Annotated in this window: 19 protein-coding genes; 2 read left to right on the top strand and 17 right to left on the bottom strand. The window is 69.4% G+C overall.

Going from position 1 to position 26577, the window contains the following annotated elements; genetic code table 11:
- Positions 1 to 49: 49 nt before the first annotated feature.
- The 16 genes from ACG04Q_RS16780 to ACG04Q_RS16855 form a co-directional block, all read right to left on the bottom strand.
- Positions 50 to 238 (bottom strand): hypothetical protein, encoded by a 189-nt coding sequence (locus ACG04Q_RS16780; RefSeq protein WP_394512158.1) that lies wholly within the window; start codon positions 236 to 238, stop codon positions 50 to 52.
- Between the two features lie 302 nt (positions 239 to 540).
- A complete protein-coding gene (locus ACG04Q_RS16785) occupies positions 541 to 1509 on the bottom strand; it encodes a glycoside hydrolase family 43 protein (RefSeq protein WP_394512160.1) in 969 nt (322 codons plus the stop codon).
- Positions 1509 to 2486: a galactofuranose ABC transporter, permease protein YjfF gene (gene yjfF, locus ACG04Q_RS16790; protein WP_394512161.1), complete on the bottom strand. Its 978-nt coding sequence runs from the start codon at positions 2484 to 2486 to the stop codon at positions 1509 to 1511. The genes ACG04Q_RS16785 and yjfF overlap by 1 nt, the downstream gene beginning before the upstream one ends.
- The gene (locus tag ACG04Q_RS16795) at positions 2483 to 3478 is read right to left on the bottom strand and encodes an ABC transporter permease (RefSeq protein ID WP_394512162.1); all 996 of its coding nucleotides are present in this window, start codon (positions 3476 to 3478) and stop codon (positions 2483 to 2485) included. Before ACG04Q_RS16795 ends, yjfF begins: the two co-directional genes overlap by 4 nt.
- 17 nt (positions 3479 to 3495) lie before the next feature.
- Entirely contained in the window at positions 3496 to 5040 is a 1545-nt protein-coding gene (locus tag ACG04Q_RS16800) for a sugar ABC transporter ATP-binding protein (protein ID WP_394512163.1), read from the bottom strand.
- Positions 5041 to 5348: 308 nt separating this feature from the next.
- The gene (locus tag ACG04Q_RS16805; RefSeq protein ID WP_394512585.1) at positions 5349 to 6302 is read right to left on the bottom strand and encodes an ABC transporter substrate-binding protein; all 954 of its coding nucleotides are present in this window, start codon (positions 6300 to 6302) and stop codon (positions 5349 to 5351) included.
- A 97-nt stretch (positions 6303 to 6399) separates the two neighbouring features.
- Positions 6400 to 8757 (bottom strand): beta-L-arabinofuranosidase domain-containing protein, encoded by a 2358-nt coding sequence (locus ACG04Q_RS16810; protein WP_394512164.1) that lies wholly within the window; start codon positions 8755 to 8757, stop codon positions 6400 to 6402.
- Between the two features lie 2 nt (positions 8758 to 8759).
- Positions 8760 to 10286: a glycoside hydrolase family 43 protein gene (locus ACG04Q_RS16815; protein ID WP_394512165.1), complete on the bottom strand. Its 1527-nt coding sequence runs from the start codon at positions 10284 to 10286 to the stop codon at positions 8760 to 8762.
- Between the two features lie 206 nt (positions 10287 to 10492).
- Positions 10493 to 12034, bottom strand: a complete 1542-nt coding sequence (locus tag ACG04Q_RS16820; RefSeq protein WP_394512166.1) for an alpha-N-arabinofuranosidase — start codon at positions 12032 to 12034, stop codon at positions 10493 to 10495.
- 157 nt (positions 12035 to 12191) lie between these two features.
- Positions 12192 to 13778: an aldehyde dehydrogenase (NADP(+)) gene (locus ACG04Q_RS16825; protein ID WP_394512167.1), complete on the bottom strand. Its 1587-nt coding sequence runs from the start codon at positions 13776 to 13778 to the stop codon at positions 12192 to 12194.
- A gap of 13 nt (positions 13779 to 13791) precedes the next feature.
- On the bottom strand, positions 13792 to 15546 hold the full coding sequence (locus ACG04Q_RS16830) for an IlvD/Edd family dehydratase (RefSeq protein WP_394512168.1): 1755 nt from the start codon (positions 15544 to 15546) through the stop codon (positions 13792 to 13794).
- Between the two features lie 122 nt (positions 15547 to 15668).
- Positions 15669 to 16622 carry a glycoside hydrolase family 43 protein gene (locus tag ACG04Q_RS16835; RefSeq protein ID WP_394512169.1) on the bottom strand — a complete coding sequence of 318 codons (954 nt, stop codon included), beginning with the start codon at positions 16620 to 16622 and terminating at the stop codon, positions 15669 to 15671.
- 90 nt (positions 16623 to 16712) lie between these two features.
- Entirely contained in the window at positions 16713 to 19583 is a 2871-nt protein-coding gene (locus tag ACG04Q_RS16840) for a TonB-dependent receptor (RefSeq protein WP_394512170.1), read from the bottom strand.
- 282 nt (positions 19584 to 19865) lie between these two features.
- Positions 19866 to 21116 carry an AGE family epimerase/isomerase gene (locus tag ACG04Q_RS16845; protein ID WP_394512171.1) on the bottom strand — a complete coding sequence of 417 codons (1251 nt, stop codon included), beginning with the start codon at positions 21114 to 21116 and terminating at the stop codon, positions 19866 to 19868.
- A complete protein-coding gene (locus ACG04Q_RS16850; protein ID WP_394512172.1) occupies positions 21106 to 21339 on the bottom strand; it encodes a DUF2805 domain-containing protein in 234 nt (77 codons plus the stop codon). Before ACG04Q_RS16850 ends, ACG04Q_RS16845 begins: the two co-directional genes overlap by 11 nt.
- Before the next feature lie 16 nt (positions 21340 to 21355).
- Complete coding sequence (locus tag ACG04Q_RS16855) at positions 21356 to 21751, bottom strand: DUF2177 family protein (RefSeq protein WP_394512173.1); 396 nt, start codon at positions 21749 to 21751, stop codon at positions 21356 to 21358.
- Between the two features lie 177 nt (positions 21752 to 21928).
- On the opposite strand from ACG04Q_RS16855, the gene ACG04Q_RS16860 reads away from it, so the two are divergent.
- On the top strand, positions 21929 to 22675 hold the full coding sequence (locus ACG04Q_RS16860) for an alpha/beta hydrolase (RefSeq protein WP_394512175.1): 747 nt from the start codon (positions 21929 to 21931) through the stop codon (positions 22673 to 22675).
- On the top strand, positions 22672 to 24453 hold the full coding sequence (locus ACG04Q_RS16865) for a RecQ family ATP-dependent DNA helicase (protein ID WP_394512177.1): 1782 nt from the start codon (positions 22672 to 22674) through the stop codon (positions 24451 to 24453). The genes ACG04Q_RS16860 and ACG04Q_RS16865 overlap by 4 nt, the downstream gene beginning before the upstream one ends.
- Before the next feature lie 14 nt (positions 24454 to 24467).
- Here the strand turns inward: ACG04Q_RS16865 and ACG04Q_RS16870 are convergent, their stop codons facing one another.
- Positions 24468 to 26567 (bottom strand): DUF1631 family protein, encoded by a 2100-nt coding sequence (locus ACG04Q_RS16870; RefSeq protein WP_394512178.1) that lies wholly within the window; start codon positions 26565 to 26567, stop codon positions 24468 to 24470.
- Positions 26568 to 26577 lie beyond the last annotated feature (10 nt).

Consider the following 26577-nt stretch of genomic DNA (forward strand, 5'->3'; position numbering starts at 1 on the left):
CTAATCCGCCTTTCGCTTCGTCGTCAAGCGTTTTTGAAAATTTCTTTTCTCAAACACCGCGCTGATATTCAGCGACCGACTCGGCGATCTTTGCTGTTTTGAATTGCTTCGAAAGCAGCAAAGAGGCGAGATTTTGATCAGCTTTCGCAGTGTCGTCAAGCACTTTTTGAAAATTCTTTTCAAGAACCTTCCAGCACTTGGCGGCCTCTCCAGCTCGCCTGAAGTCTTTCGACCTCAACCTCCGCCAACTCCTGCTGCGCCGTCTCCGGCAGCGCTCTCATCAGCGAAGCCCACGACTGTAGCACAGAGTTTTAAAGCTTGGGAAGCCTTCGGCGAAAAACTTCTCAACCGCCCCTCCCAGGAAGCCCGTCGCCCCGGACTTCATCTGGGGAAGCACTGGGCGGTAACCGGTGCGTCGCGCCAGTCGCCCCAGGCTCAAAGGAGCTCGCGCGATGAGCGCCGCCTGGACTCGGGGCGCGCATTGAACGCCGGCGACAGCCGGGCCAACCCCTCACCGTCAGCGTCGTACGTGCGACCGCCTCAGCGCCTGCAGGCCGCGGAAGGGTTCGCCTTCGGCCCGGTCTTCGTCTGGTGGATGAACGGGATCGTCCCGTCAGTGCGGTACGAGAACTCCTCGATCGCCACCGAACGCCGGAACTCCCCGCCGCCCGGCAGTTCGGCGTTGTGATACGCCACGTAGCTCTTGCCGTTGAACTCGAAGAAGGCCTGGTGGATGGTCTTGGTCTTCGTGTTGCGCTCCATGACAACGCCCTGCGGCGTCCACGGGCCGGTGGGTGAGGGGCCGGTCATGTAGGCCGTCTCCTCGGGGAAGTGCTGCGAGTAGCTCAGGTAGTAGACGTTCTTGCCCCGCACCTTGCGCTTGTGCAGATAAGGCGCCTCGACGAAGTTGGCCACCGGCACGACGGTGATCGGGCCATCCAGCTCCGTCATGTTGGCTTTGAGCTTCGCTGCCTTCAGCACCGTGTTGCCCCAGTACAGCCAGGCTTGCCCGTCATCGTCGACAAAGATCGTCGGGTCGATGTCGTCCCAGGCGATGTCGGTCTGCTTGGTCATGTCGTTGGTGATGAGCGCGGAACCACGCGCATCGACGAACGGGCCCGTGGGCGAGTCGGAGACGGCCACGCCGATGGCGAAGCCCGGCACCGTCGCGTGCTCGACCGTCGAATAGAACCAATACCTGCCGTGGCGCTTCACCACATCGGACGCCCACGCGCGGCCCTTGGCCCAGCCGAAGGTGGCGGCCTTCAGCGGCACGCCCTCGTCCTTCCAGTTCACCATGTCGCAGGTGGAGAACACGCGCCACTCGTGCATGACGTAGTCCTTGCCCTCGGGCTCGGCCTCGTCACGGCCGGCGAAGAGGTAGACGCGGCCGCCATCCACCAGCACCGCCGGGTCGGCGGTGTAGAGCGGGGCGAACAGTGGGTTGGGGGCGGCGTGCACGGCCGCCACGCCACACGCAAGCGCGGCGGCGAGCAGGAGCTTCTTCATCAGGCTTGAGCTTTCTTCAGGGAGAGCAGCCGTTGTACGGCGCAGAACACGAACAGCAGTGCGCCGATGACGATCTTGGTCCACCAGGAGCTGAGGGTGCCGTCAAAGGCGATCAGCGTCTGGATCAGGCCCAGCACCAGCACGCCCGACAGCGCGCCGGCCACGTAGCCATAGCCACCCGTCAGCACCGTGCCGCCGATGACGACGGCCGCAATGGCATCCAGTTCCACGCCCTGCGCATGCTGGCCGTAGCCGCTGAGCATGTAGAACGCGAACAGCAGGCCGGCCAACGACGCACAGAAGCCGCTCAAGGCGTAGACGGCGACCTTGGTGCGGCCGACAGCCAGGCCCATCATCAGCGCCGAGGTCTCGTTGCCGCCCAGGGAGTAGATGGTGCGGCCGAAGGCGGTGCAGTGCGCCAACCACAGGCCTGCGGCCAGCACGACCAGCGCGATGACGGCGCCAGGCGACAGGAAGGCGCCGGCGAACAGCGGGATCTGCGTCTGCGACAGCGTGACGAACAGGGGCGCGTCGATGGTGATGCTGTCCACACTGATGAGGAAGCACAGCCCGCGCGCCAGGAACATGCCGGCCAGCGTGACGATGAAGGCCTGCAGCTTGAAGACGTGGATGACCGCGCCCTGCAGCGCACCGAAGGCCGCGCCGCCCAGCAGCACGGCGACGATGACCAGCCCCGCCGGCCAGTGCGCCACCTGCAGCAGCCAGGCGGCCACCATGGTGGTGAGGGCCAGCACCGAGCCCACCGACAGGTCGATGCCACCGGACAGGATGACGAAGCTCATGCCCACCGCGATGACGAGCAGGAAGGCGTTGTCGATGAGCAGGTTCAGCACGACCTGCGTGGAGCCGAAGCCGGTATAGGCGGTAGCGCCGGCAATGAACAGGATCGCCATCAGCACGACGCTGACCCAGGCGGTGAAAGACGGAGCGGCCATCGCCGCGCGCAAGGCCTTCATGCCTTCCTCCAGGTGGACCAGGCCGAGGACTGCGAGATGCACACCACGAACACGACGACGGCCTTGACGACCATCGTGACCTGGGGCGGCACGCCCAGTGCGTAGATGGTGGACGTCAGCGTCTGAATGATCAGCGCGCCGATGAGGCTGCCCGCCAGGCTGAACTTGCCGCCGCTGAGCTGCCCGCCGCCGAGCGTGACGGCGAGGATGGCGTCCAGCTCCAGCAGCAGCCCGGCGTTGTTGGCGTCGGCACTCTTGATGTTGGACGAGATCATCAGCCCGGCCAGCCCCGCGCCGAGGCTGCAGTAGACGTAGACGAAGAAGACGACGGCGGCCGTGCGCACGCCCGCCAGACGGGCGGCGACGGGGTTGATGCCCACGGTCTGGATGAACAGGCCCAGTGCCGTGCGCTGCATCAGCAGCGCGGTGAGGCCGGCCACCAGCGCCACGACGAACAGCGACACCGGCAGCCCCAGCAGGTAGCCGCCGCCCAGCCAGAAGAAGCTGGCGGGTTCGTAGACGGTGAGGATCTGGCCATCGGTGAACAGCTGCGCGAGGCCGCGGCCGGCGACCATCAGGATCAGCGTCGCAATGATGGGCTGCAGACCCAGCGCCGACACGAGCAGGCCGTTCCACAGGCCGCACAGCAGCGCGGCGCCCAGCGCGGCGGCGAAGGCGACAACGAGGCCGTGCTCGCCGACCAGCACGCAGGCGACCGTGCCGGCGATGGCGACAACGGCGCCCACCGACACGTCGATACCGCGGGTGGCGATGACCAGCGTCATGCCCAGCGCCGCCAGCATCAGCGGCGCGGCGCGGTGGAGGATGTCGACGAGGCTGCCGTAGAGGTGGCCGTCCTTGATCTCCAGGTGCAGGAAGCCCGGCACGAAGAGGGCCGCGACCGCCAGCAGCAGCGCGAGCGCGGCGAGCGGCCGCGCGAGCGGGTGTTTCCAGGCCCGCGAGACGGCGGACGGGGCACTTGGGTTGGGCATGGGGAGACTCGGGGAACTCATGCCGCGGCACGCTCCGCGGCGATCACTTCAAGCACGCTGCGCTCGTCCAGTTCGCCGCGGCGGTAGACGCCCGCGGCGCGACGGTCGCGCAGCACGAGGACGCGGTCGCTGCAGTGCAGGACCTCGGGCAGCTCGGACGAGATGAAGAGGATGGACATGCCCAGTTGACCGTTCTCGTCTTCCTTGTGCGCGAGCGCGCGCACGGCGTCCATCAGGTCTTCCTTGGCGCGCACGTCGATGCCGCGCGTCGGCTCGTCCAGGATCAGCACGGCCGGCTCGGTCGCCAGCCAGCGTGCCAGCAAGGCCTTCTGCTGGTTGCCGCCGGAGAGCTGCCCGATCGGCGTGTCGGCGCTGGCGGTCTTGATACCCAGGCGCTGGATGTAGTCGTCGGCCAGCGCCTGCTGCTGCTCATGGCTCATGACGAGACGCAGGCCGTGGCGGGCCTGCAGCGCCAGCAGGATGTTGTCGCGGACGGACAGGTCCAGGATGGCGCCCTCGTGCTTGCGGTCTTCGGAGCAGAAGGCCACGCCAGCGGCGATGGCTTCGCGCGGTGAGGCCCAGCGCCCGGAGCGCCCTTCCGTGACGACCTGCCCGCCATCGGCCGGATCGGCGCCAAACAGCAGCCGCGCGGCCTCGGTGCGACCCGAGCCCAGCAAGCCGGCCATGCCCAGCACTTCGCCGCGCCGGAGTTCGAGGTCCAGGGGGTGCAGCGCGCCGCGCCGACTCAGGCCTTCCGCCTTCAAGACAGGGGCACCGGTCTTCGGGGCGCGGCTGTCCAGACGGGTGGGTTGCTGGTCGGGCGGCGCGCCCACCATCTTGTTGACGAGGGCCAGGCGGCTGAGGTCGCCCGCCAGGTACTCGCCTTCGGTCTCGCCGTTGCGCATCACCGTGATGCGATCGGCCAGCGCGTAGGTCTGGTCGAGGAAGTGGGTGACGAAGAGGATGGCCAGGCCCTGGTCACGCAGCCGGCGCAGCACCGTGAACAGACGCTGCACGGCCGCGTCATCGAGGCTGGACGTGGGTTCGTCGAGGATGAGCACCTTGGCCTGCACGCGCAGCGCGCGGGCGATGGCCACCATCTGCTGGACCGACAGCGAGTAGCGCGACAGGGGCGCGGTGACGTCGATGTCCAGATCCATCTGGGCCAGCACGCGGCGGGCTTCGGCGTTGACGGCGGGCCAGTCGATACGGCCCCCGCCCAGCCAGGATCTACGCGGGAAGCGCCCGGCGCAGATGTTCTCGGCGACGCTGAGGTTGGTGCAGAGGTTGACTTCCTGGTAGACGGTCTGGATGCCCAGAACCTGGGCGTCTTCGGTGCGCTTCGGTTGAATGGGCTGGCCGTCGAGCACGATGGTGCCGGCGTCGGGCTGGTACAGGCCGGTCAGCACCTTGATGAGCGTGGACTTGCCGGCGCCGTTCTGACCCATCAGCGCATGCACTTCGCCGGGGAACAAGCGCAGTGAGACGTCGGTCAGGGCTTTGACGCCGGGGAAGCTCTTGTGGATGCCGGCGAGTTCCAGCACGGGTTGTTGGGTCGTCATGCCTTTGCACCTGTTGGTTGGTGCCGAGAGTGGTGCCGGGATTTCGCCCCGGCGGGCGACCCACTTTCTTGTGTCGACAAGAAAGTAGGCAAAGAAACGACCCCCGATCCGCCCGCCCTTCGCTGCGCTACGGGTTCCCTGCGGTGCTCGGTCCTTGAGGCCCTGTGCTCCTCGGCGGGCTCAAAGGGGGGAGACAAATGCCTCGGTGCGAACGGCTTTGGGGCTTGGCTGTCGCCCGCCGGGGCGAATTCCCGGCTGGGCCTCACGCGCAAAGCAACTGCCACGAAAGCCCAGCCAGACCAACGCAATCAGTACTTCCGATTCGGCAGCTCCTTCGCTGCCATGTCTGCCGTGAACACGCCTTCATTCACGGTGATGCGCTTCTCCACCGGCTTCTTGGCCACGATGTCCTTGGCCAGCTGCATGAGCTGCGGGCCCAGCAGCGGGTTGCACTCCACCGTCACGTTCAGCTTGCCCGCCTTCATCGCCTCGAACGCACCACGCACGCCGTCGATGGAAATGATGACGATGTCCACGCCCGGCTTCAGGCCAGCTTCTTCAATCGCCTGGATGGCGCCGATGGCCATGTCGTCGTTGTGCGCGTACAGCACATCGATCTTCTTGTCGCGCTGCTTCAGGAAGGACTCCATCACCTCCTTGCCCTTGGCGCGCGTGAACTCGCCGGACTGCGAGCGGATGATCTGCAGCTTGGGATTGGCCTTGATGCCTTCCTCGAAGCCCTTCTTGCGGTCGATGGCCGGCGCCGAGCCCACGGTGCCCTGCAGCTCGACGATGTTCAGCGCCGCATTCGGCGTCTTGGCCGCGCGCTCCACCAGCCACTTGGCGGCCTTGCGGCCTTCCTCGACGAAGTCGGAGCCGATGAAGGTCACGTACAGCGACGGGTCGGCCACCTTGACGGCGCGGTCGGTCAGGATGACGGGGATGCCGGCGGCCTTGGCCTCCTTCAGCACGGTGTCCCAGCCGCTCTCGACGACCGGCGAGAAGGCGATGACGTCGACCTTCTGCGCGATGTAGCTGCGGATGGCCTTGACCTGGTTCTCCTGCTTCTGCTGCGCGTCGGCGAACTTCAGCGTGATGCCGGCCTCCTTGGCCGCGGCCTTGATGGAGGCGGAGTTGGCCGTGCGCCACTCGCTCTCGGCACCCACCTGCGAGAAGCCCATCGTCAGCGGAGCGGCCAGCGCGGCGAAGGCGGGCAGGGACAGGGCAGCCGCTATCAGGGTGCGGCGGGCGATCAGCTTCATCGTCATTCGGTTGTCTCCGTGTTGTGGGGCGATCCTAGAAAGCCGCGCGATGCGCGACCAATGACATTTCCCGGGCTGGCGATATCAGTTTGGCTATCTAACGCAACAGCCGCAAGCCGTAGAGCCCCCCGGCGATGGAGCCGGGCCGGGCCACGAACTTCACCGTCAGCTTGCCACCGGCGGCCTTCACCAGCTCGGCCGGCAGGGGAACGTCACGCGTGTAGATCTCGTCCGGGCCATCGGGCCGGGCCAGTTCGATCTCCGCAATCAGCTGCCCGTTGACGACGAGGTCGAAGCGGCGGCCGGCGTCCCCCTTGGCGAAGGTGAGGCGCAGCGCGCGCGCCTCGGCGTTGGCGTCGTTCAGGTCGTAGCTGAACCACTGCTTCGCATGCCGCCAGCGGCCGGCCGGCGCGATGCCGTTCTCGGCGCCCTCGCCCTTGAAGCCGTGGTCGCTTTCCGGCTGCTGCTCGCCGGGCGCCACCTGGTCGATGGTCTGCGCGTCCAGCGCCAGGCGCGCTTCCTCGGCCTTGGCCAGCTCCACGCGCAGCAGGCTCTGCTGGGCCGTCGTGCTGCGCGGCCAATAGAGCATGTAGCGCGAGTCGTGCAAGCGGAAGAAGGGGATGAGCTGCAGGCGGTCGGCATCCTTGCGGCCCTGGATGAGGCCGGGGGCCGTGAAGGTCAGCGGCTGGCCGGGCACGGGCTTGAAGCGGCGGATGAAGTCCGTCTGATCGCTGACGAACACCGGAGCCGCGTCCTGCGGGCAGACGGCGCCGTGGGCGATGTGGCCCATGCGCGAGCCGTCGGCCGTGAAGCTGAGCTTCTCGCCCGGCTGCGGCGTCTTGGCGGCCAGCACGATGGGGCCGTGCAGCACGGCGACATAGTTCTTCAGGCCGGGCATGGGCTCCAGCGTCGTGCGCATAGTCATCTCGACGTCGACGACATCGCCCGCCACCCACGTGCGGCGCAGCTCGACATGGCCGCCCGGCCTGGCGGTCACCTTGACCGGCTTGCCGTTGAGCCTGAGCTTCAGCGCGCCGGGCGCGACCCAGCCGGGATAGCGGATCTTCAGCGCGAAGCTGCCGCTGCCGTCCACCGTCAGCCGCGTGCGCGACTCGTCGGGGAAGCGCGTGCGCTGCGTGACGCGGATGCCGCGCTCGCGCCAGTCCAGCTTGGACGCGATGAAGAGGTTGACGTAAAGCGCATCGCCGTCATGCGCGTAGATGAACTCGCCGTGGCGCGCATGGCTCTCGATGCCGGAACCCACGCAGCACCACATGCCCTCATGAACCTTGGAGTAGACCCGGTAGTGTTGCGGCCGCATCGGCGTGAAGTAGACGAAGCCGCCCTCGCCGGGATGCTGCGACGCGAGGATGTGGTTGTAGAGGGTGCGCTCGTAGTAGTCGGTGTAGGCGCCAACGTCCGGCGAGGCCTGCGACAACAGCGCCGTCAGCTTCAGCATGTTGTAGCTGTTGCAGGTCTCCGGCCCTTCCACCTCGTTCAGCATGGGCTTGAAGTCGGTGTCGGGGTGGAAGTGCTCCTTGACGCTGTTGCCGCCGATGGCGACCGTGCGCTTGCCCACCACGGTGCGCCAGAAGAACTCGGCCGCGCGGCGGCCCTCGTCCTCGCCGGCGATCTGCGCGATGCGCGCAAAGCCGATGACCTTCGGGATCTGCGTGTTGGCGTGCAGGCCGGTCAGCTTGTCCTGCCCATGGGCCAGCGGCTGCAGCACGGCCTGGTGGCTGAAGCGCCGCGCCAGCGCCAGGTAGCGCAGGTCGCCGGTCATCTGCGCCACGTCGGCCAGCACCTCGTTCACGCCGCCGTGCTCGGCGCGCAGCATGTCCTGCATCTGCGCGTCGGTCAGCGGTGTCGTCAGGCGCAGCGCCCAGTCGGAGAGCTTGACCAGCATCGCCTTGGCGTCGGCATGACCAGCGTGGACCGCGGCGTCACGCAGGCCCGCGAACATCTTGTGGAGGTTGTACCAGGGCACCCAGCGGCCGTTGACGGAGAAGCTGTCGACCTTGAGCTGGCCCGCGGCCACCTGGCCCCAGGCGGTGGCGCCGTCAGGGACGCCGCCGATGTAGCCGTTGCCCAAAGCATCCTGGCAGCGCTTCAGTTCGGCAATCACGTAGTCAAGGCGCTGCTTCACCTCGGCGTCGCCGGTGGACGCCCACATCAGCGCGAGCGCCGACACGTAATGGCCGCCCATGTGGCCGTCCAGGCCCGAGGACTCCCAGTTGCCATAGCTGGGCGACTTCGCCGGCAGGCCGGCCTCGCGCACGAACGGCGCGAGCAGCCGGTCGGGGTCCAGCGCCATCAGGTAGCGCAGGTCGGTCTGCTGCGCCTCCAGGAACGGACCGTCCTGCAGACGGACACGCTCCAGCGGGAACAGCTGGGTCGCCGCCCAGGCGCCGTGGGCGCACAGCGCGAAGGTCAGGGCGGCGAACAGCTTCTTCATGGTCAGCTCGTGAGGCGGATGGCCCACAACGCGACACCGCCGGAGGACAGCGCGCTGAAGCTCGCGACGAAGGCACTGGAGTTGGGGTTCCACTGACGGGACAGTACGCCCTTGTAGGTCACGCCACCGCTCACCACGGTGAGTTTGTTGCTGCCGTTGTGCGTCCAGGTGCCGGTCATGCCGCCGGTGCCGCCCACCGTGCCGTCGGCGTTCAGCGTCACGCTGATCGACGCCTTGCTGACGGCCGTGATGTCCTTGCCGTGGTTGACCAGCTTGTAGGTGCCCGCCGCCTGTGCGGCGGTGATGTCCGCTGCCTGTACCGGCGCAGCCAGGCTCAGCGGCGCGTAGCGCAGCGGTGCGATGACCAGCCAGCCGTCGTCGTTCAGGTGCATCTCGTGCACGCGGATCTCGTGCACCTCGCCGGTGCCGGGGAAGCGCGTGTGGAACACGATGAAGTACTTGCCCGTCGTCGCGTCGTAGTAGGCCGAGTTGTGGCCCGGCGACACGTAGCCCGTCGCCGTGCCCGTCTCGAAGGCCGCGTTGGCGAACACGTGCCCGCCCATGAGCTTCATGCCGTGGGGCGCGATGCTGGCGTCGTCGAAGAACGTGCCATTGGCGCCCTTGACGGTGGCCATGTCCGTGCCGGCGCCGTCGACGTAGGGGCCGTCCGGCTGCAGCGAGCGCGCGACGCGCACGTTGTAGCCGCCATCCGCCGCCAGGCCGCCGTAGGACACGAACAGGTAGTAGTACTTGCTGGCCGGGCTGTAGAGGATGTAGGCGCCCTCGATGCGGGCGTGGTTGCCGCCCATCAGGCGCTTGCCGTAACCCTGGCCGGCCAGCGGCAGGCCCGTCGTGGCGTTGAGCTGCAGGATGAAGATGCCGCCCGAGTAGGAGCCGTAGACCATCCACAGCTTGCCCGTCGCGTCGAAGAACACCGAGGGGTCGACGACGTTGGGGTGTTTCGTGGCGTCGTAGTTGGTGCCGTCCTCCGACGTGCCCACCATGCCCGACTTCAGCAACAGCTGCTTGTTGGCATAGGGGCCGTCGATCTTGTCGGCCACGGCGATGCCCAGCGCCGACAGCGGCGAGTCGCCCTTGCAGGCGCAGTAGTACATGTAGAACTTGCCGTCGCCCAGCTTGACGACGTCAGGCGCCCACAGCGTGGTGGTCTGCGCCCAGGTCAGCGCGGCGGAGAGATCGGTCGTGACCTTGGTGAACAGCGGGTTCGCGTCGTTCACCGTGTCGGCGATCTTGGTCCAGTTCATCAGGTCCGTCGTCTTGGCGGCGGCGAGGTGCGAGCCGAAGACGTAGTAGGTGCTGCCGTCACGCACGATGGACGGGTCGTGCACCGACGCATTGCCGAAGCTCAGCGCCGCCTGGACGGGGTTGGGATTCGTCGGCGCGGGCTCCGCGGGCGCGGGCGCCGGCGTGAGCGTGCCAGCGCTGCCGCCCCCCCCGCCGCCACCGCAGGCGGTCAGGGCGAAGGCGGCAGAGCCTGCGAGGAAGTGGCGTCGGTTTTGAAAGGCCATGGGGTGCTTGTCTCCGGGTCGCTTGTTAGAGGCCGGCGGAGCCTAGGAGGCAAGGCGGCAGCGCACCAATGACATTGCAGACGCAATCGATCCTGGTTTCGATATGCCGCATGCGGGGCGCGCACGCAGCGCAACGCCTGGGCGAGAAGCATGTCCGGCCCAGGCGTTGCGGATCGACGGTGAGCGGCGCTGGCCGAGGGCTGTGATCAGCCCTCGACGGCGACGACGACGACGGACTTGGCCGGCAGCTTGAGCGTCAGCTTGCCGTTCACCGCCTGCGCCTCGAAGGCCTGCGGCACGACCTGCGCGGGCTTGCCCAGCTCGTTCTGCGCGTCCATCGCGCCGGCGGTCAGCACCTGGCCCTTGACGGCCTTGGGCACACCGGCGCCGACCTGCAGGTCCAGCTCGGTGGCCTGCGTCGCGTTGGCATTCACCAGGCCCACGTAGACCTTGCCGTCCTTGCCGCGGCCGGCCGTCACGCTGATGCCGGGCATGGACAGCTTGTCGACCGTGTAGACCGGGTTGTTCTCGACCGTGGCGGGCAGCGACGTCGCGTCCTGGAAGGGCACGTAGAGCTTGAACGCGTGGTAGGTCGGCGTCAGGACGAACTTGTCCTTGCTGGTGAGGATCATGGCCTGCAGCACGTTGACCATCTGGGCCACGTTGCTCATCTTCACGCGCTCGGCGTTGGCGTGGAAGACGTGGAAGTGCAGGGCCGCCAGCAGCGCGTCGCGCAGCGTGTTGCGCTGGACCAGGAAGCCGGGGTTGGTGCCGGGCTCGGGGTCGTACCAGCTGCCCCACTCGTCGAAGTAGAACCCGACCTTCTTGGCCGGGTCATGCTGGTCGAGGATGGCGGTGTTCTTGCGCACCCATTCGTCGACCTTCTGCGTGTGGGCCAGCGTCGAGATCCACTCGGCCTCGGGGAAGCCGACGGCCGAGCCCTTCTTCTCCCACTTGCCGGTGGGCAACGTGTAGCCATGGTGGGAGATGGCATCGAAGGGCACGCCCTTCAGGCCCTTGGCGAGCGTCTCGGTCCAGTCGGTGCGGGCGTCATGGCCGCCGCTGGCGATGAAGATGGGGCGGTTGTTCGCCGGCGTGCGCAGGAAGCTGGCCCAGTGGCGGTACAGGTCCACGTAGTACTCGGGACGCATGTTGCCGCCGCAGCCCCAGTTCTCGTTGCCGATGGCGAAGTAGTGCACCCGGAAGGGCTTGTCGCGGCCGTTCTTGCGGCGCAGCTGGGCCAGCGTGGAGTTGCCCTCGGAGGTCATGTACTCCAGCCACTCGGCCATCTCCTGCGGGCTGCCGGTGCCGAGGTTGCCGTTGACGTAGGCCTCGGCGCCCAGTTGCTCGGCCAGGTCGAAGAACTCGTGCGTGCCGACCGCGTTGTTCTCCGGCACGCCGCCCCAGTTGTAGTTGACCTTGACGGGGCGCTTAGCGCGCGGGCCGATGCCCTCGCGCCAGTGGTACTCGTCGGCGAAGCAGCCGCCGGGCCAGCGCACCAGCGGCACGTGCAGGTCCTTCAGCGCGCCGATGACGTCCTTGCGCCAGCCGCGCACGTTGGGGATCTTGGACTCGGGGCCCACCCACATGCCTTCGTAGATGCCGGTGCCGAGGTGCTCGGCGAACTGGCCGTAGATGTTGCGGTGGATGACCGGGCCGGGCTGGTCGGCGCTGACGACGACCTTCACGTCGGCGGCCTGCGCCGCCAGGGCCAGCGTGGCCACGAGGGCCAGCAGTTGCTTCTTCATGTCTTTCTGTCTCCTTGGTTTGTCTATCCGACCTCTTCGGGCCGAGCGCCGGGCCGCCCCAAGCCGGCCCGCCTTGGCGATGTGCTTGCCGGTCAATCCGGCAGGCATCGCCGTCCCGTCGGGGGACCGGCCAGCGCGCAGCCCTGGCCGAGGGGTTTCAATTCCTGGTCAGCACCCCGTCGCGGCGGCGCCAGACGCCGCGCTCGTTGGGCTCGCGCAGCACCGCCGGCAGCAGCGCGCGCGGCAGGTTCTGGTAGCTCACGGGGCGCAGGAAGCGCTGGATGGCGGCCGTGCCGACCGAGCTGCTGCGGCCGTCGCTGGTGGCCGGGAACGGGCCGCCGTGCACCATCGCCGTCGACACCTCGACGCCGGTCGGGAAGCCATTGGCCAGGATGCGGCCCACCTTGCGCTCGAGCGCGGGCAGCAGCGCGCGCGCGGCGGCGATGTCGCTCTCGTCGTCGTCCTGCAGCTGCAGCGTGGCGGTCAGCTGGCCTTCCAGGCCCTCGATGACGGCCAGCAGCTCGGCGGGGCTCTCGCAGGCGACGAGCAGCGACGTGGGGCCGAAGATCTCGGCGGACATCGCATGGTTGGCCAGGAAGGCCGCGCCGGTGGTCTTGAACAGGCTGGGCGCGCCCGTGCAGGCGGCGGATTCACCGCGCAGCAGCGCATCCACCTGCGGCTGGCCAGCCAGGGCGGCCTCGCCGCGCTGGTAGGCGCCGGCGATGCCGGGGGTCAGCATGGTGGCGGCGGGCACGGGCTTGAGCGCCTCGGCGGCGGCCGCGGCGAAGCGGTCGAAATCGGGGCCCGCAATGCCCAGCACCAGGCCGGGGTTGGTGCAGAACTGGCCCACGCCCATCGTCAGCGAGGCCGCAAAGCCGGTCGCGATCTCGGCGCCGCGGGCCTTGAGTGCACCGGGCAGCAGGATGGTGGGGTTGATGCTGCTCATCTCCGCGTAGACGGGGATGGGCTGCGGGCGTGCGGCGGCCACGGCCATCAGCGCCAGGCCGCCGGCGCGCGAGCCGGTGAAGCCGACGGCCTGGATGGCCGGGTGCTGCACGAGCGCCGTGCCGATGTCGTTGCCGTTGCCCGGCAGCAGCGCGAAAACGCCGGCGGGCAGGCCCGACAGCTTGACCGCCTCGGCGACCGCACGACCGACGAGCTCGGACGTGCCGGGGTGGGCCGGGTGGCCCTTGACGACGACGGGGCAGCCGGCGGCCAGCGCGGCGGCGGTGTCGCCGCCCGCGACCGAGAAGGCCAGCGGGAAGTTGCTGGCGCCGAACACGGCCACGGGGCCCACGCCGATGAAGCGCAGGCGCAGGTCGGGCCGCGGCGGCGTGCGCGTGGGCAGCGCGGTGTCGATGCGGGCGTCCTGCCAGCTGCCTTCACGCAGCAGTTCGGCGAACAGCTTGAGCTGGTTCATCGTGCGGCCGCGCTCGCCTTCCAGGCGGGCACGCGGCAGGCCGCTCTCGGCCATCGCGCGGACGATGAGGTCGTCGCCGATCGCCAGGATCTGCGCGGCGATGAGGTCCAGGAAGTCGGCCCGCTCGTGGTCGCTCGTCGCGCGGAAGGCGTCGAACGCCGCATTGGCCAGCTCACAGGCCTGCGCCACCTGCGCCACGTCCACCGAATGGAAGTCGGGGCCCAGCGCTTCGTTCTTGCTTGGGTCGAAAGCCTGGAAGGCCGCGCCGTGGCCGCGCACGGCTTCGCCGCCGATCAGTGCCAGGCCTTGGATCGTGTTGCTCATGAGAACCTCGGAATCAGTGTGAATGGCGCGGCACGGCCGAGCCGCGGCAACCGCGCAGGAAGTCGAAGTCGCAGCCTTCGTCGGCCTGCAGCACGTGGCTCACGTAGAGGTGGCGGTAGCCGGTGGCGTCCGCCGGGTCCACGGTCTGCGCGGCGGCCCAGGCGTCGAGGCGCTTTTTCAGTTCCTCGTCGGACACGTCCAGATGCAGGCGGCCGGCGGCGCAGTCCAGCTCGATGAAATCGCCTTCCTGCACCACAGCCAGCGGGCCGCCGGCGCGCGCTTCGGGCGACACGTGCAGCACCACGGTGCCGTAGGCCGTGCCGCTCATGCGGGCGTCGGAGATGCGCACCATGTCCTTCACGCCGGTGGCGAGGATCTTGGGCGGCAGGCCCATGTTGCCCACCTCGGCCATGCCGGGGTAGCCCTTGGGGCCGCAGTTCTTCATGACGAGGATGCAGCTGGCGTCGACGTCCAGGTCGGGGTCGGCGATGCGGGCCTTGTAGTCGTCGAAGTTCTCGAACACCACGGCGCGGCCGCGGTGCTTCATCAGCTCGGGCGTGGCGGCCGAGGGCTTGAGCACGGCGCCGCGCGGCGCGAGGTTGCCGCGCAGGATGCAGATGCCGCCGTCGGCGATCAGCGGCTTGTCCAGCGGGCGGATGACCTCGTCGTCGTAGATGGGCGCGTCCAGGCAGTTGTCCCACAGGCTCTTGCCGTTGACGGTCAGCGCGCCCGGGTTGGGCAGCAGGTTGGCTTCGCCCAGGCGGCGGATGACGCCCGGCAGGCCGCCGGCGTAATAGAACTCTTCCATCAGGAAGCGGCCCGAGGGCAGCAGGTCCACGACGGTGGGCGTGCCACGGCCGATGCGGGTCCAGTCTTCCAGCTCCAGATCCACGCCGATGCGGCCGGCGATGGCCTTCAGGTGGATGACGGCGTTGGTGGAGCCGCCGATGGCCGCGTTCACGCGGATGGCGTTCTCGAACGCTTGCTTCGTGAGCACCTTGGACAAGCGCAGGTCTTCCCACACCATGTCGACGATGCGCATGCCGGACAGGTGGGCCAGCACATAACGGCGCGCATCCACGGCCGGGATGGCGGCGTTGTGCGGCAGCGAGGTGCCCAGCGACTCGGCCATGCAGGCCATGGTGGACGCGGTGCCCATGGTGTTGCAGGTGCCGGCCGAGCGCGAATGGCCGGCCTCGGCGGCCAGGAAGTCGTGCATCTTGATCTCGCCGGCCTTGACCTGCTCGTGCAGCTGCCACACGGCGGTGCCGGAGCCGATGTTCTTGCCGTTGAGCTTGCCGTTCAGCATGGGCCCGCCGGTGACGACGATGGCCGGCACGTCGCAGCTGGCCGCGCCCATCAGCAGCGCGGGGGTGGTCTTGTCGCAGCCGGTCAGCAGCACCACGGCGTCGATCGGGTTGCCGCGGATGCTTTCCTCGACGTCCATGCTGGCCAGGTTGCGCGTGAGCATGGCGGTGGGGCGCAGGTTGCTCTCGCCGTTGGAGAACACCGGGAACTCGACGGGCCAGCCGCCGGCTTCAAGGATGCCCTTCTTGACATGCTCGGCGAGCTTGCGGAAGTGCGCGTTGCAGGGCGTCAGCTCGCTCCAGGTGTTGCAGATGCCGATGATGGGCTTGCCCTGGAACTCATGGTCGGGGATGCCCTGGTTCTTCATCCAGGAGCGGTACATGAAGCCGTTCTTGTCCTGCGTGCCGAACCACTCGGCGGAACGCAGCTTGACCTTGCTCTTCTTGTCCTCTGTCGTCATGTCTTCGTCTCGGGTGTTTCGTTCTGCCGGCACACAGGGGCTGACCGTATGAAATCGATGCTAGGGGCCGGGGGAATTGCAATCCAATCAATTCCTGCGGCGTACCGATGCTGTTTTTGATATCAATCTCGCCGGGACGGCCGGCCGAACAGCGGCATGCCGTCGGCCGACCAGTGCAGCGGCTTCACGAAGGTGTGGCGGTCGGGGTTCCACAGCGGGTCGCCGACGATCTCCGTGTAGGTGCGCGCGTGATAGACCAGCAGCACCTCATCGGGGTTGTCGGTCTCGGTGAAGCTGTTGTGGCCGGGGCCGAACACCGAGTCCTCGGCGCAGCTGCGCATCACCGGCGTGGGGGACTTGTGCCAGCTGGCCGCATCCAGCAGGTCGGCGTTTGCGTCGGCCCACAGCAGGCCCATCGCGTAGTTCTCGTCCGTCGCGCTGGCCGAGTAGCTGATGAAGACCTTGCCGTGGCGCTGCAGCACCGACGGCCCCTCGTTGACGAGAAAGCCGCGGCATTCCCAGTCGAACTCGGGCTTGCTCAGCATGACGGGCTTGCCCGCCAGCTGCCAGGGCGTGCTCATGGGCGCGATGTAGAGGTTGGAGTTGCCGGCGATGGCCGGGTCCTTCTGCGCCCACAGGTAGTAGAGCTGGCCCTGGTGGGTGAAGGTCGTCGCGTCCAGGCAGAAGCTGTCGATGCCGCTGTCCACCTGGCCGAGGAACTCCCACTCGCCGGTGAACGGGTCGGCCGCCGTGTTGCGGATCGCGACCATGCGGTGCTGGAACATGCCGAGGTGATCCAGCGCGCGGGTGTGAGCCGCGGCGAAGTACACGTACCAGGCGCCCTGGTTGAAGTGCAGCTCCGGGGCCCAGATCAGCTCGCTCCAGGCCCCCTCGTCCGGCTTGCGCCAGACAACGAAGGCCGGCGCGTTGGCGAGGCCGTCGACGCTGAGGGCGCGCCGCAGCTCGATGCGGTCGTACTGCGGCACGGACGCGGCGAAGTAATAGAGCCCGTCCGCATGACGGGAGATGTGGGGATCGGCGCGCTGAGGGATCAGCGGCTCAAGCAGGTCGGACATACAGCAACAAGAAAAAGGGCGTTGCCGGGAGGCCCGTGCAACGCCCGAACGAGGATTGAAATCAATCTCTCCGATCAAACTTCCGTCAGATCACATCTTGTAGCGGAAGCCCACGGAGAAGGCGCGGCCGATCTGCACCGTGCCGAAGTTGGTCAGCTCGGGGTTGCCGGCATCGCCGAAGTGGTAGTACTGCTGCTGCATCTCGTTGGTCAGGTTCACGCCGCTGAAGTCCACCGACATGCGGTCGTTGATCTTGTAGCTGACCTGCAGGTCCACGCTCTTCTCCGGCTGACGCCAGATGCCGATGGGGTTGGCGAACAGCGCGGCCTCGTTGGCCGCCAGGAAGGCGGAACGACGGACGTAGGACAGACGCAGGCTGATCGGGTCCTTTTCATAGGCCACCGTGGCGTTCCACGACAGCTTGGACACGCCGAAGAACGGGCCTTCCAGCTGCGAGACGATGTTGCCGGCGCTGTCGGCGGTCGGCACGTTCTGCGACGAGGTCAGGCGGGTCACGCTGCCCTGGAAGCCCAGGCCGTCCAGCAGCGACGGCAGGCCCTTCGGGAAGTAGACGGCGCCCAGCTCCAGGCCGCTGATCTTGCCGTTGGAGGCGTTGACCGGCGAGCTGATGACGTAGTCGTAGCCGTTGGCGTGGCTCAGGCCCGAGGTGGAGTTGCGGAACGGATCTTCGGCTGCAGACAGGTGGATGCGGCGGCGCAGCGGCACGACCAAGCCGTCGATCTTGCGTTGGAACACCGTGCCGTACAGCGCGCTGTCCTTCTGGAAGTACCACTCGCCCGTCAGGTCCATGTTCTTGGAGCGCGTCGGTTCCAGATCCGGGTTGCCACCGCTGCCACCACCGTAGCCGACCTTGGACACGTCGTCGCTGGGCTGGATGATGGGGTTCAGATCGCCGAAGTTCGGGCGGCGCAGCGTCTCACCGTAGTTGAAGCGCACCAGCACATCCTTGGCCGGCTCGTAGCGCAGCGTCAGGCTGGGCAGGAACTTCTTGGCCGTCTTGGAACCGTAGGTCGGCGTGACCACCTTGGTGGTGGCGTCCACCTTGTAGGCCGTCATGCTGGTGTCGACCTGCACATAGCGCACGCCGAAGTTGGCGCGCAGGTTGCGGCCGAACAGCTGGTGTTCGGTGTCGGCCATCACGAACAGGTTGGTCGTGTCTTCCTTGACGTCGAAGGTCTTCTGCAAGAACAGCTTGTCGCTGGTCAGGAAGTTGGCATCCTTTGCGGCATACATCTTGCGCCACTCGTCGATGTTGTCGCGGATGTAGTACGCGTTCGGCTCCATCCACGAACGCGGCACGTCGGAGATGTCGCTGCCGAAGCCGGAGTTGACGTGGTAGTAGTTCGCGCCCAGCGTGGCCAGGTTCTTGCCCAGGAAAGCCGACTGTGTGCGGTTGGCTTCGGAGGCCTTGCGGGTGTCGAAGCGGGCGCCGAAGTTGATGGACTTCAACGGGCCCCAGTCGGCGTCGTAGACACCGTTCAGGCTGGCCGTGCCGGCACTGCCCTGGTTGCGGTTGGCGTTGTCGTAGAACTGCGCAACGTTCCACTTGGCCGGATCGACCAGGTCGGCGTTGTTGTTGAACTTGAACGCCATGTTGCCGCCGCCGGTGTTGAAGTCGACGGTGACCGACGGTGCCACGCGTTCGATGCGGGTGGCCGTGAATTCCGAGTGGAAGCTGCTGCTTTGGTAGGACAGGTCACCGTCCAGCCGCAGGCGGTCGCCGAGGTTCCACTTGCCGTTCAACGCAACGATGCGGGAGTCGGTGGCCGAGGTCGTGTAGTCACCGCTGTTGAAGCCGTAGACGTCGTTGACCGTGCGCGTCTTGATGACGTTGGTGCCGGGGAAGGTCGTGATGGTCGACGCCGGGTTGCTGCCCAGGCTGCCCCACCAGTCGACGAAGGTGAACAGCAGCTTGTTGAACGACTTGTCACGGAAGCCGTTGTACATCGCCTCGAGCGTGTACACGGAGTCCGCATTCGGCTGCCACTGCAGCGCGAGGTTGGCGGCGGGGCGCTCGCGCTTGCCCTCCACGTCGCTCTGGAAGATGGCGTCGCGCGACAGGTAGTAGGGCTTGGCCGTGCCGTTGAAGTTCAGCGTCGAGCCGGCCTTCATCGGCAGACCCGTGTAGGTGCCTGCCGTCCAGACGTTGTTGTCGAAGATGCGCTGCAGCGGGATGTAGCCCGACTGCGGCAACTCGGACGCATTCGGGCTCGTGAACGGCACCATGGCGCCCGGCGTCACACTCTCGTTGCGGTAGTCCGTCCTCACCATCGACAGGTTGACCAGCGCGCCGATGTCGCCGATGTCGGTCTTCCAGCGGTTGCTGGCCATGCCGCTGAGCTGCGGGTTCCACTTCTTGGCCGGGTCGAGGTAGGTCTCGCGAGCCTGCAGCGAGAACTGCGCACCCTTGAAGTCGAACGGGCGCAGCGACTTGACGTCGATCTGGCCCGCGATGCCGTTCTCCAGCTGGCTGGCGTCGCGCGTCTTGTAGACGTCGATCTGGCGCACCAGCGTCGACGGGATGTCCTGCAGCGCCACTTGCGTGCCGGAAGCCGTGAAGATGTTGCGACCGTTCCAGGTGGTCGCGATGTCCGGCAGGCCGCGGATGGAGATGGCGCCCACTTCGCCGCCCGCGCGGTTGGTGACCTGGATGCCCGTCACGCGCTGCAGCGCCTCGACGACGTTGTTGTCGGGCAGCTTGCCGATGTCCTCGGCGACCACCGATTCCACGACCTGGTCGTTGGTGCGCTTGTTCGCCAGGCTCTTGGTCAGCGAGGCACGAACGCCCGTGACCACCACCGTTTCCAGCGACTCGTTCTTGGCGGCTTCCTGGGCCAGCGCGGTGGACGACAGGGCGGCCAGCGCGGCGGCAGCCGTCAGGCTCAGGGCAAAGCGGGAACTGGTGGCGGCAGAACGCTGCGCCAGGGCTGGTTTCTTCATCGTGTCTCCGGGATCGTTATGGGAGGAGCGGCCAACCTCGGCAGCCGTCCGGGCCTCAGAGGGCGCCGGTGGGGCTGGGGTCTGAATTCATGCTAGGGGCCGGACCGATCCCGCACTAATCACATTTTTAGGAAACACGATGCTGTTTCGTGCATCGTCATTCCGGGTTAGCCCGTGGTTTTCCCGGGAAACAAGCCCCCATGCCCGCAAGGGTCGGCAGCAGCCCGGGCGGTCGGCCGGGCGCTGATGTGGACCGGGCGCAACAGTGCGCCCCGCGGTGCGTCAGCCGGCCTGGGCGGTGGCCCCCGCCAGCCGCAGCGCCGCGTGGTGCAGCGACACCATGTGGTACGGGTCGGGCTGCTCATCCGTGCAGCGGCCGGTCTTGCACGGCAGCGCCTCGGCGGCGCGCCAGCCCCCCTGGGCGGCATCGGCAAGCTGGTCGCGCACCAGCGCCAGCGTCTGCTCGTAGCGGCGCCACAAGTCGTTGCGGCCGCTGGCGCCGGCCGTCACCAGCAACGCATGCAGGCATTCGGCCTGCTGCCACCAGCCCTTGCCCATGTCGGTGCGCGCGCCGTCGGGGAAGGCCCGCCTGCCGCAGCCGCCGTCGTTGTCGTCGTAACCGGCGGCCAGCGCATAGGCCAGCACGCGCTCGGCCACCTGCGCGTAGACGGGCGACACCGCCGCGCCCGTCGTCAGCAGGTGAGCCCACTCGAACTGGTGGCCCAGGTCGATGTAGCCGCCGGCGGCCTGGGTGGGCAGCGGCTGCCAGGCCTCGTCGTACCACTCGGGGATGCGCGCGCCACCGTCGGCCTGGCCCTGCAGCAGCTGGTAGCAGACGAAGTCGCCCAGCCGGCGCGCGCCGGCCAGCACACCCGCGTCGCCGGTGGCCTCGCCCAGCGCCAGCAGCGCCTCGAACATGTGCATGACCGGGTTCTGCGTGCGCGCGCCGGCCATGGGCTTGAAGTCGCGGCCGCATTCGTTGACGAGGCCGCCGCGGGCATCGAAGAAGCCCGTACGGACGGCGCCCCACGCCTTCAGTGCGGCGTCGCGGTGGCGCACGTCCCGGCCCTGGCGCCAGACCTGGCCCAGCGCCAGCAGCGCGAACGCATGGCCGTAGGCGCGCTTGATGTCGGCGCGCGGGCTGCCGTCGGGCGCCACGGCGTGGAAGAAGCCACCATGCACCGGGTCGACAAAGCGCTCGACGAGGAAGTCGGCGCCGCGCCGGGCGGCGTCCAGGTAGCGCGCATCCCGCGTCAGCTCGTGGCCCGCCGCGAACGCGTAGACGAGGCGGGCCTGCGCCGTCAGCTCCAGCTCACCGCGCGGCAGCGGCTGCCACGCGCGGTTGAACTGCGTCTGGAAGCCGCCGCCGGGCAGCGGCGCATGCGCCAGCCAGCGCTGCAGCAGGGCGTCCAGGTCGGCGCGGTGCCAGGCGGTGTCGATGCGGCTGCGCGCCCGCGACGCCGGGTCGCCGCAGGCGGCCAGCGTGGCCAGCAGCGCCAGCACGGCGCGGCGGCCCAGCACGTCAGCGCCCATGGGGCCAGGTGTTGCGCTTGGTGGGCGCCTTGGCCGTCTTGCCGCGCGCGGCCCACAGCTTGTAGGCCGACGGCGTCAGCTCGCGCTTGAGCAAGGCCACCAGCTCGCCATGGCCGATGCCATGCTCCAGCATGACGCGGTTGTACGGCGGCACATCCTCGAACGCTGTCGCAATGACGCGCTTGATTTCGTCGGGGCTGAGTCGGGGTGCGGTCTTGGCCATGACCGCATTGTCGGCGTCAGCCGAAGCGCTGGGTCGTCCATGCCGCCGCGGCGCCGGCCAGCGTGCTCGCGAACGTGCCCCAGGCCACGTCCACCAGCGCCAGCCTGACGGGCCAGTGGCGCAGCGTGGCCAGGTTGGTCAGGTCGTACACGCCGTAGGCCACCAGCCCCACCAGCGCCGCGCGTGCCACCTGCTGGGCGAACGGCTGCCCGGCCGGGTACAGCGCCAGCGCCACCAGCGCTGCCGGATACGCGAAGTAAAAGAGCAGCGCCGGCACCCAGCGCACCTGCGCCGCCATCTGCTCGCCCATCTCCTGGCGATAGAAGTCGCGGGCCAGCACGCCCAGCCACAGTGCGTCGAGCAGGCCCATGACGAGCAGGGCGGCGAGATAGGGTTTGAAGGCGTGGGTCATGGCGGTGCGGTGCGTGGAGTGTGCATGCTCGACGCCCGCCGACGCAGGCCATGTAGGAAGGCGCCGCGAGTGGCGCGGACGCCGCTCGTCCTACAGCGGCTGTGGCGCCACGCCGGCACCGCCGGCAACCGCCCCCCCGCAGCATCCAGCCATCGATCACGCAAAGCCATGCCGGCCATGACCACCCCCTCGCTGCCCCTGCCTGCCTCCTCCGCCGCCACGAACCGGCGGCCGGCCTTGTCCCTGCTGGCGACCGAACCCGCGCGCGCCGCGCTGGAGGCCTGGCACGCGCTGCAGCTGTGGCGCCAGGCGCCCGAGCCGGTGGGCCAGGGCCGCACCGTGGTGCTGTTCCCGGGCCTGGGCACCGACAGCCTGTCGCTGTGGCCGCTGCGCCGCCACCTGGAGCGCGCGGGCTTTCGCGCGCTGGACTGGGGGCAGGGCGTGAACCGCGGGCCGCAGGGCGACGTCGACGCCTGGCTGGACCGCCTCGCGGACGCCGTCAGCAAGCGCATCGCGCCGGCGCGCCACGCCAGCCTCGTCGGCTGGAGCCTGGGCGGCTTCTACGCGCGTGAGCTGGCCAAGCGCCTGCCCGAGCGCGTGCCGCACGTCATCACCATCGGCACACCGTTCAGCGGCGGGCCGGACGACACCCATGTCGGCTGGCTGTACCGGCTGCTCAACGGCCGGCGCGCACACGACCACCAGGCGCTGCGCGAGCGGCTGGCCGAGCCGCCGCCGGTGCCCACCACGTCCCTCTACAGCCGCGCGGACGGCGTCGTGTCGTGGGAGGCCTGCACGCATGCCGACGCCTGGCCGCAGGCGCGGGACGTGGAGGTGCAGGCCAGCCACCTCGGCATGGGCTGGAACCCGCAGGTGCTGACGCAGGTCACCCAGCTGCTCGCCCCCCGGCGGAGCGAACGGTGAGCACCGCCGTCATGACCGCCCCGGCCCGCGTGGCCCGGCTGAACGGCCCGCGCGAGGACGCCCCCGGCCCCAGCCCCAAGCCCGTGCCCGAGAAGCTGCCGCCACGGGAGCCCGTCACGCCGGTCAAGCTGCGCCGGGCGCTGCGCGGCGTGTTCGGCCTGCGCGAGCTTCGGCCCGGTCAGCAGGAAGTCATCACCCGCGTGCTGGCGGGGCGGAACACGCTGGCCGTCATGCCCACGGGTGCCGGCAAGTCGCTGTGCTACCAGCTGCCCGCCGTGCTCAGCGAGGCGCTGACGGTCGTCATCTCGCCGCTCATCGCGCTGATGAAGGACCAGTGCGACGCACTGACCGCGCGCGGCGTGGCCGCCGTGCAGCTGCATTCGGCGCTGGACGCCAACCGCCGCCTGGAGGCCGAGGCGCTGCTGACACGCGGCGCCGTGCGCGTGGTGTTCACGACGCCCGAGCGGCTGGCCGACGCCCGCACGCTGGGCCTGCTGCAGGAGCAGCGCGTGGGCCTCCTGGTGGTGGACGAGGCGCACTGCATCTCGCAGTGGGGCCACGACTTCCGCCCGGCCTTCAGCGCACTGCGCGACGCACGCCGCGCGCTGGGCCGCCCGCCGGTGCTGGCGCTGACGGCCACCGCGTCCGGCCCCGTGCAGCGCGAGATCCGCGAGGCGCTGGACATCCCGCGCGACGGCGTCATCAGCCACGGTGTGTACCGCCCCAACCTGCGCCTGGCCGTGGAGCTGCCGCAGACCGAGGCGCAGCGCCGCGAGTTCATGCTGCGCCGGCTGCAGCAGGTCACCACGGGCAGCGCCATCGTCTACTGCGCCACCGTGCGCGAGGCCACCGCGCTGCACCGCCAGTTGCAGGACGCCGGCATCGGCGCGGGCCTGTACCACGGCAAGCTCCCCAAAGCCGCGCGCGAGGCCGCGCAGGAAGCCTTCATGCGCGACGAGACCCACGTCATGGTGGCCACCAACGCGTTCGGCATGGGCATCGACAAGCCCGACATCCGGCTCGTCCTGCACGCGCAGATGCCTGCCAGCATCGAGGCCTATGTGCAGGAATGCGGCCGCGCGGGACGCGACGGCGAACCGGCCGACTGCGTGCTGCTGTTCCGCGAGGGCGACCGCGCGCTGCAGCAGTTCTTCGCCGGCGGGCACGTGCCCTCGCGCGAGGAGCTGTCGGCCGTCTGGCAGGCGCTGGCCAGCCACACGCCGCAGGGCGGCTGGCTGCCGGCCGCGCTGGCCGAGATGGCGCGGCTGCCGCAGCGCCGGCTGGACCAGGTGCTGGCCGCGCTGCGCTCCGTGCGCGCCGTGCGCTCGGTCGGCGACGCCGACGCGCTGCGCCCCGCCACGCGGCGCGAGGCCGGTGCCGTCATCGACGCGGCCGAGGCCGCCGTGCAGCAGCGCCAGCAGAGCGACCGCGATGGCCTGGCGGCCATGGTGCTGTACGCGAAGGCGGGCAGCTGCCGCTGGGCCGGCGTGCTGGCGCACTTCGGCGAGACGCTGGACGACGGCGCGACCCGCTGCGGCCATTGCGACAGCTGCGAGCGCTTCACGCGCCTGCTCGCCGCGTCGCCAGCCACCGCGGTCGACCGCGCCGCGCCGCCGACGCAGGTGCGTGCCTTCGAGCCCGGCCAGCGCGTGCGCGTGCGCCGCTTCGGCTGGGGCGAGGTGCAGGACTGCAGCACCGAAGCTGTCACCATCCTGTTCGCGCGCCACGGCCAGCGCAGCATCCACCCCGACTTCATCGTCGCGACGGCGCGCGGCTGAGGCGCCCGCCCTGCCTAACGCACCACCGCGCCCAGCTCCTGCAGCAGCCCGCCCAGCGCGCGCTGCACCGGGCTGGCCTCGACGACGTCGGTGGCCAGGCCCTCGCTGCGCAGCCGCTTGAGCGCGCGGCGCGTCATCGAATGCATGCCCCCGGCCAGGTTGCTGGTGAACATGAAGAACGCGCCGTTGTCGCTGACCCAGGCCAGCTGCGCCGTGGCCCACACGCCCTGCAGGTTGAGCTTGCAGCGCTGGCCGGGCCGCAGCGCGTCCAGCCAGTCGCCGGCGGGGTCGCCGTCGGTGGCGCCGTCCAGCGGCATGGGCACGGTGGGCAGCGCGCCGATGTGGGTGTCGTGGCCCTGCCAGGCTGCGGGCTCGTCGGCCGGTTCGGGCGCCGCGGCCGGCGCAGGCGGGGGTGGCGGCACGGCGGTGGAGCCGGCCGCGGGGGCTGCAGCCCCCTCCGCCATCGCGGGCGCGGCGGTCGCGTCGGCGCGTTCCACGAGGTGGCGGCGGTGCGTCTGCATCAGCTCGGCCAGCACGCGCGTGCGGTGCTGCTGCGGCAGGTCGATGAGGGCCATGCCCTGCTGCACGCGCCCGATCAGCGTGGGCAGGCGGCGGCGCAGGTCGGCCCGCTCCGCCGGCGTCTCGGGCCGCTGCAGGCTGGCCAGCAGCTCGTCCACCGTGCCCACCAGCGCCTGTGCCTCGGGCGATTCCTCGCCCTCGGCGGCCATCACCTTGGCCAGCACCTCGATCCACGGCCCGCGCAGGAAGGTCTGCACCGTGGGGCTGACCTCCTGCGCGCGGCCCAGCTGCGTCTCCACCTGGTCGCGCAGCAGCGGCAGCAGCCGGCGTTCGGCCTCCATCTGCCCGAGCGCCCCCATGGCCGGCCGCGTGCGCTCGACCTGCGCGTGGCGCTCGTCGTCGATGAAGGTCTGCACCTGCGCCAGCGCCTGCGCATAGGCCGCGGGCGCCTCGGGCGCGGCCTGCGCCAGCTGCGTGACCAGCGGGTCCACGAAGCGCTGGAAGGCCTCGCCACGCTCGGTGTCGTGTGCGGGCAATGCACCCGCATGGCCGGCAATCTTGTTGATGAGCGCCCAGGCCGGATGCTGCTCCGAGCCCAGCACGCCGGGGTCGCGCGCGGCCAGCTCGCGCACCGGCGCCTCCAGGCGCGCCAGCGAGCCGCGCAGCGTCGGCGCCACCTGCGGATCGGCCAGCAGGCGCTCGAACAGCCGGCCCAGCAAGGCGTGGCCGACGTCGGCCGTCTCGCTGCCGCCGTCCATGGGCTGCAGCTGGAACTCGGGCTCACCGTCGGCCCGCGGCAGCGCGGGCGCGCCCGTGCGGACGGCGCCGGGCAGGCCGCGCTGCAGCAGCGGCATGCTGCGCAGCAACGCCTGCAGCTGCTCGGCCGGCAGCCCGGCGGGCGCCGCTGCGCCGGCCGCCGCCGTGCGCGCTGCAGCGCCCGCGTCGGGCGTGCGGATGGCGCGGTAGCGCGGCGACTGCAGGCCGGCAGCCTTGAGCTCGTCGCTCACCTGCTGCAGCAGCGGCCGCAGCTGCCCCACCAGCGTCTGAGCCGCCACGCGCATCCACAGCGCCTGCTGCTCGGGCTCCAGCACCTGCTCGTAGACCGTGTGGCTGACGGCGCGCGCGAACACGGCCGGCCCGCAGGCGGTCGGGTCCTCGCCGCCGCGCACCTCGGGCAGCATCAAGCCGGCCAGGCCCTGCAGCTCGCGCAGCTCCCATTCCAGCTTCAGGTCGGCCAACTGCACGACGCGGGAGATCTCGATGTCCTTCTCGGCCTGGGTCTCGTCAACGAGTGTCAGCTCGTCGATGTCGAAGCCGCTCAGCGCCGACGCGCGGGCGCCGCGCCCCAGCGCTCGCGCCTCGGCGCCCTGGAAGCCGTGCAGCAGGTGGCCGGACAGGCATTCCGCGATGTGCATGCGCAGCGGCTCGGTGGCCAGCAGCAGGCCCGACAGGTGCTTGCGCTCCACGCCGCCCAGGCCCGCCTCGACGGGGTCGCGCATGGCCTGCAGCATGGCCTCCACCCAGGCCGTGGCGAACGGCAGGGCCCGGGCCTCCAGGCCCCTGACGTGGTGGTCGAACTGCGGGTGGACTTCCATGGGCCGGGTC

Origin of the sequence: Pelomonas lactea (assembly GCF_043555885.1) — a bacterium.
GTDB classification, from domain to species: Bacteria; Pseudomonadota; Gammaproteobacteria; order Burkholderiales; family Burkholderiaceae_C; genus Pelomonas; species Pelomonas lactea.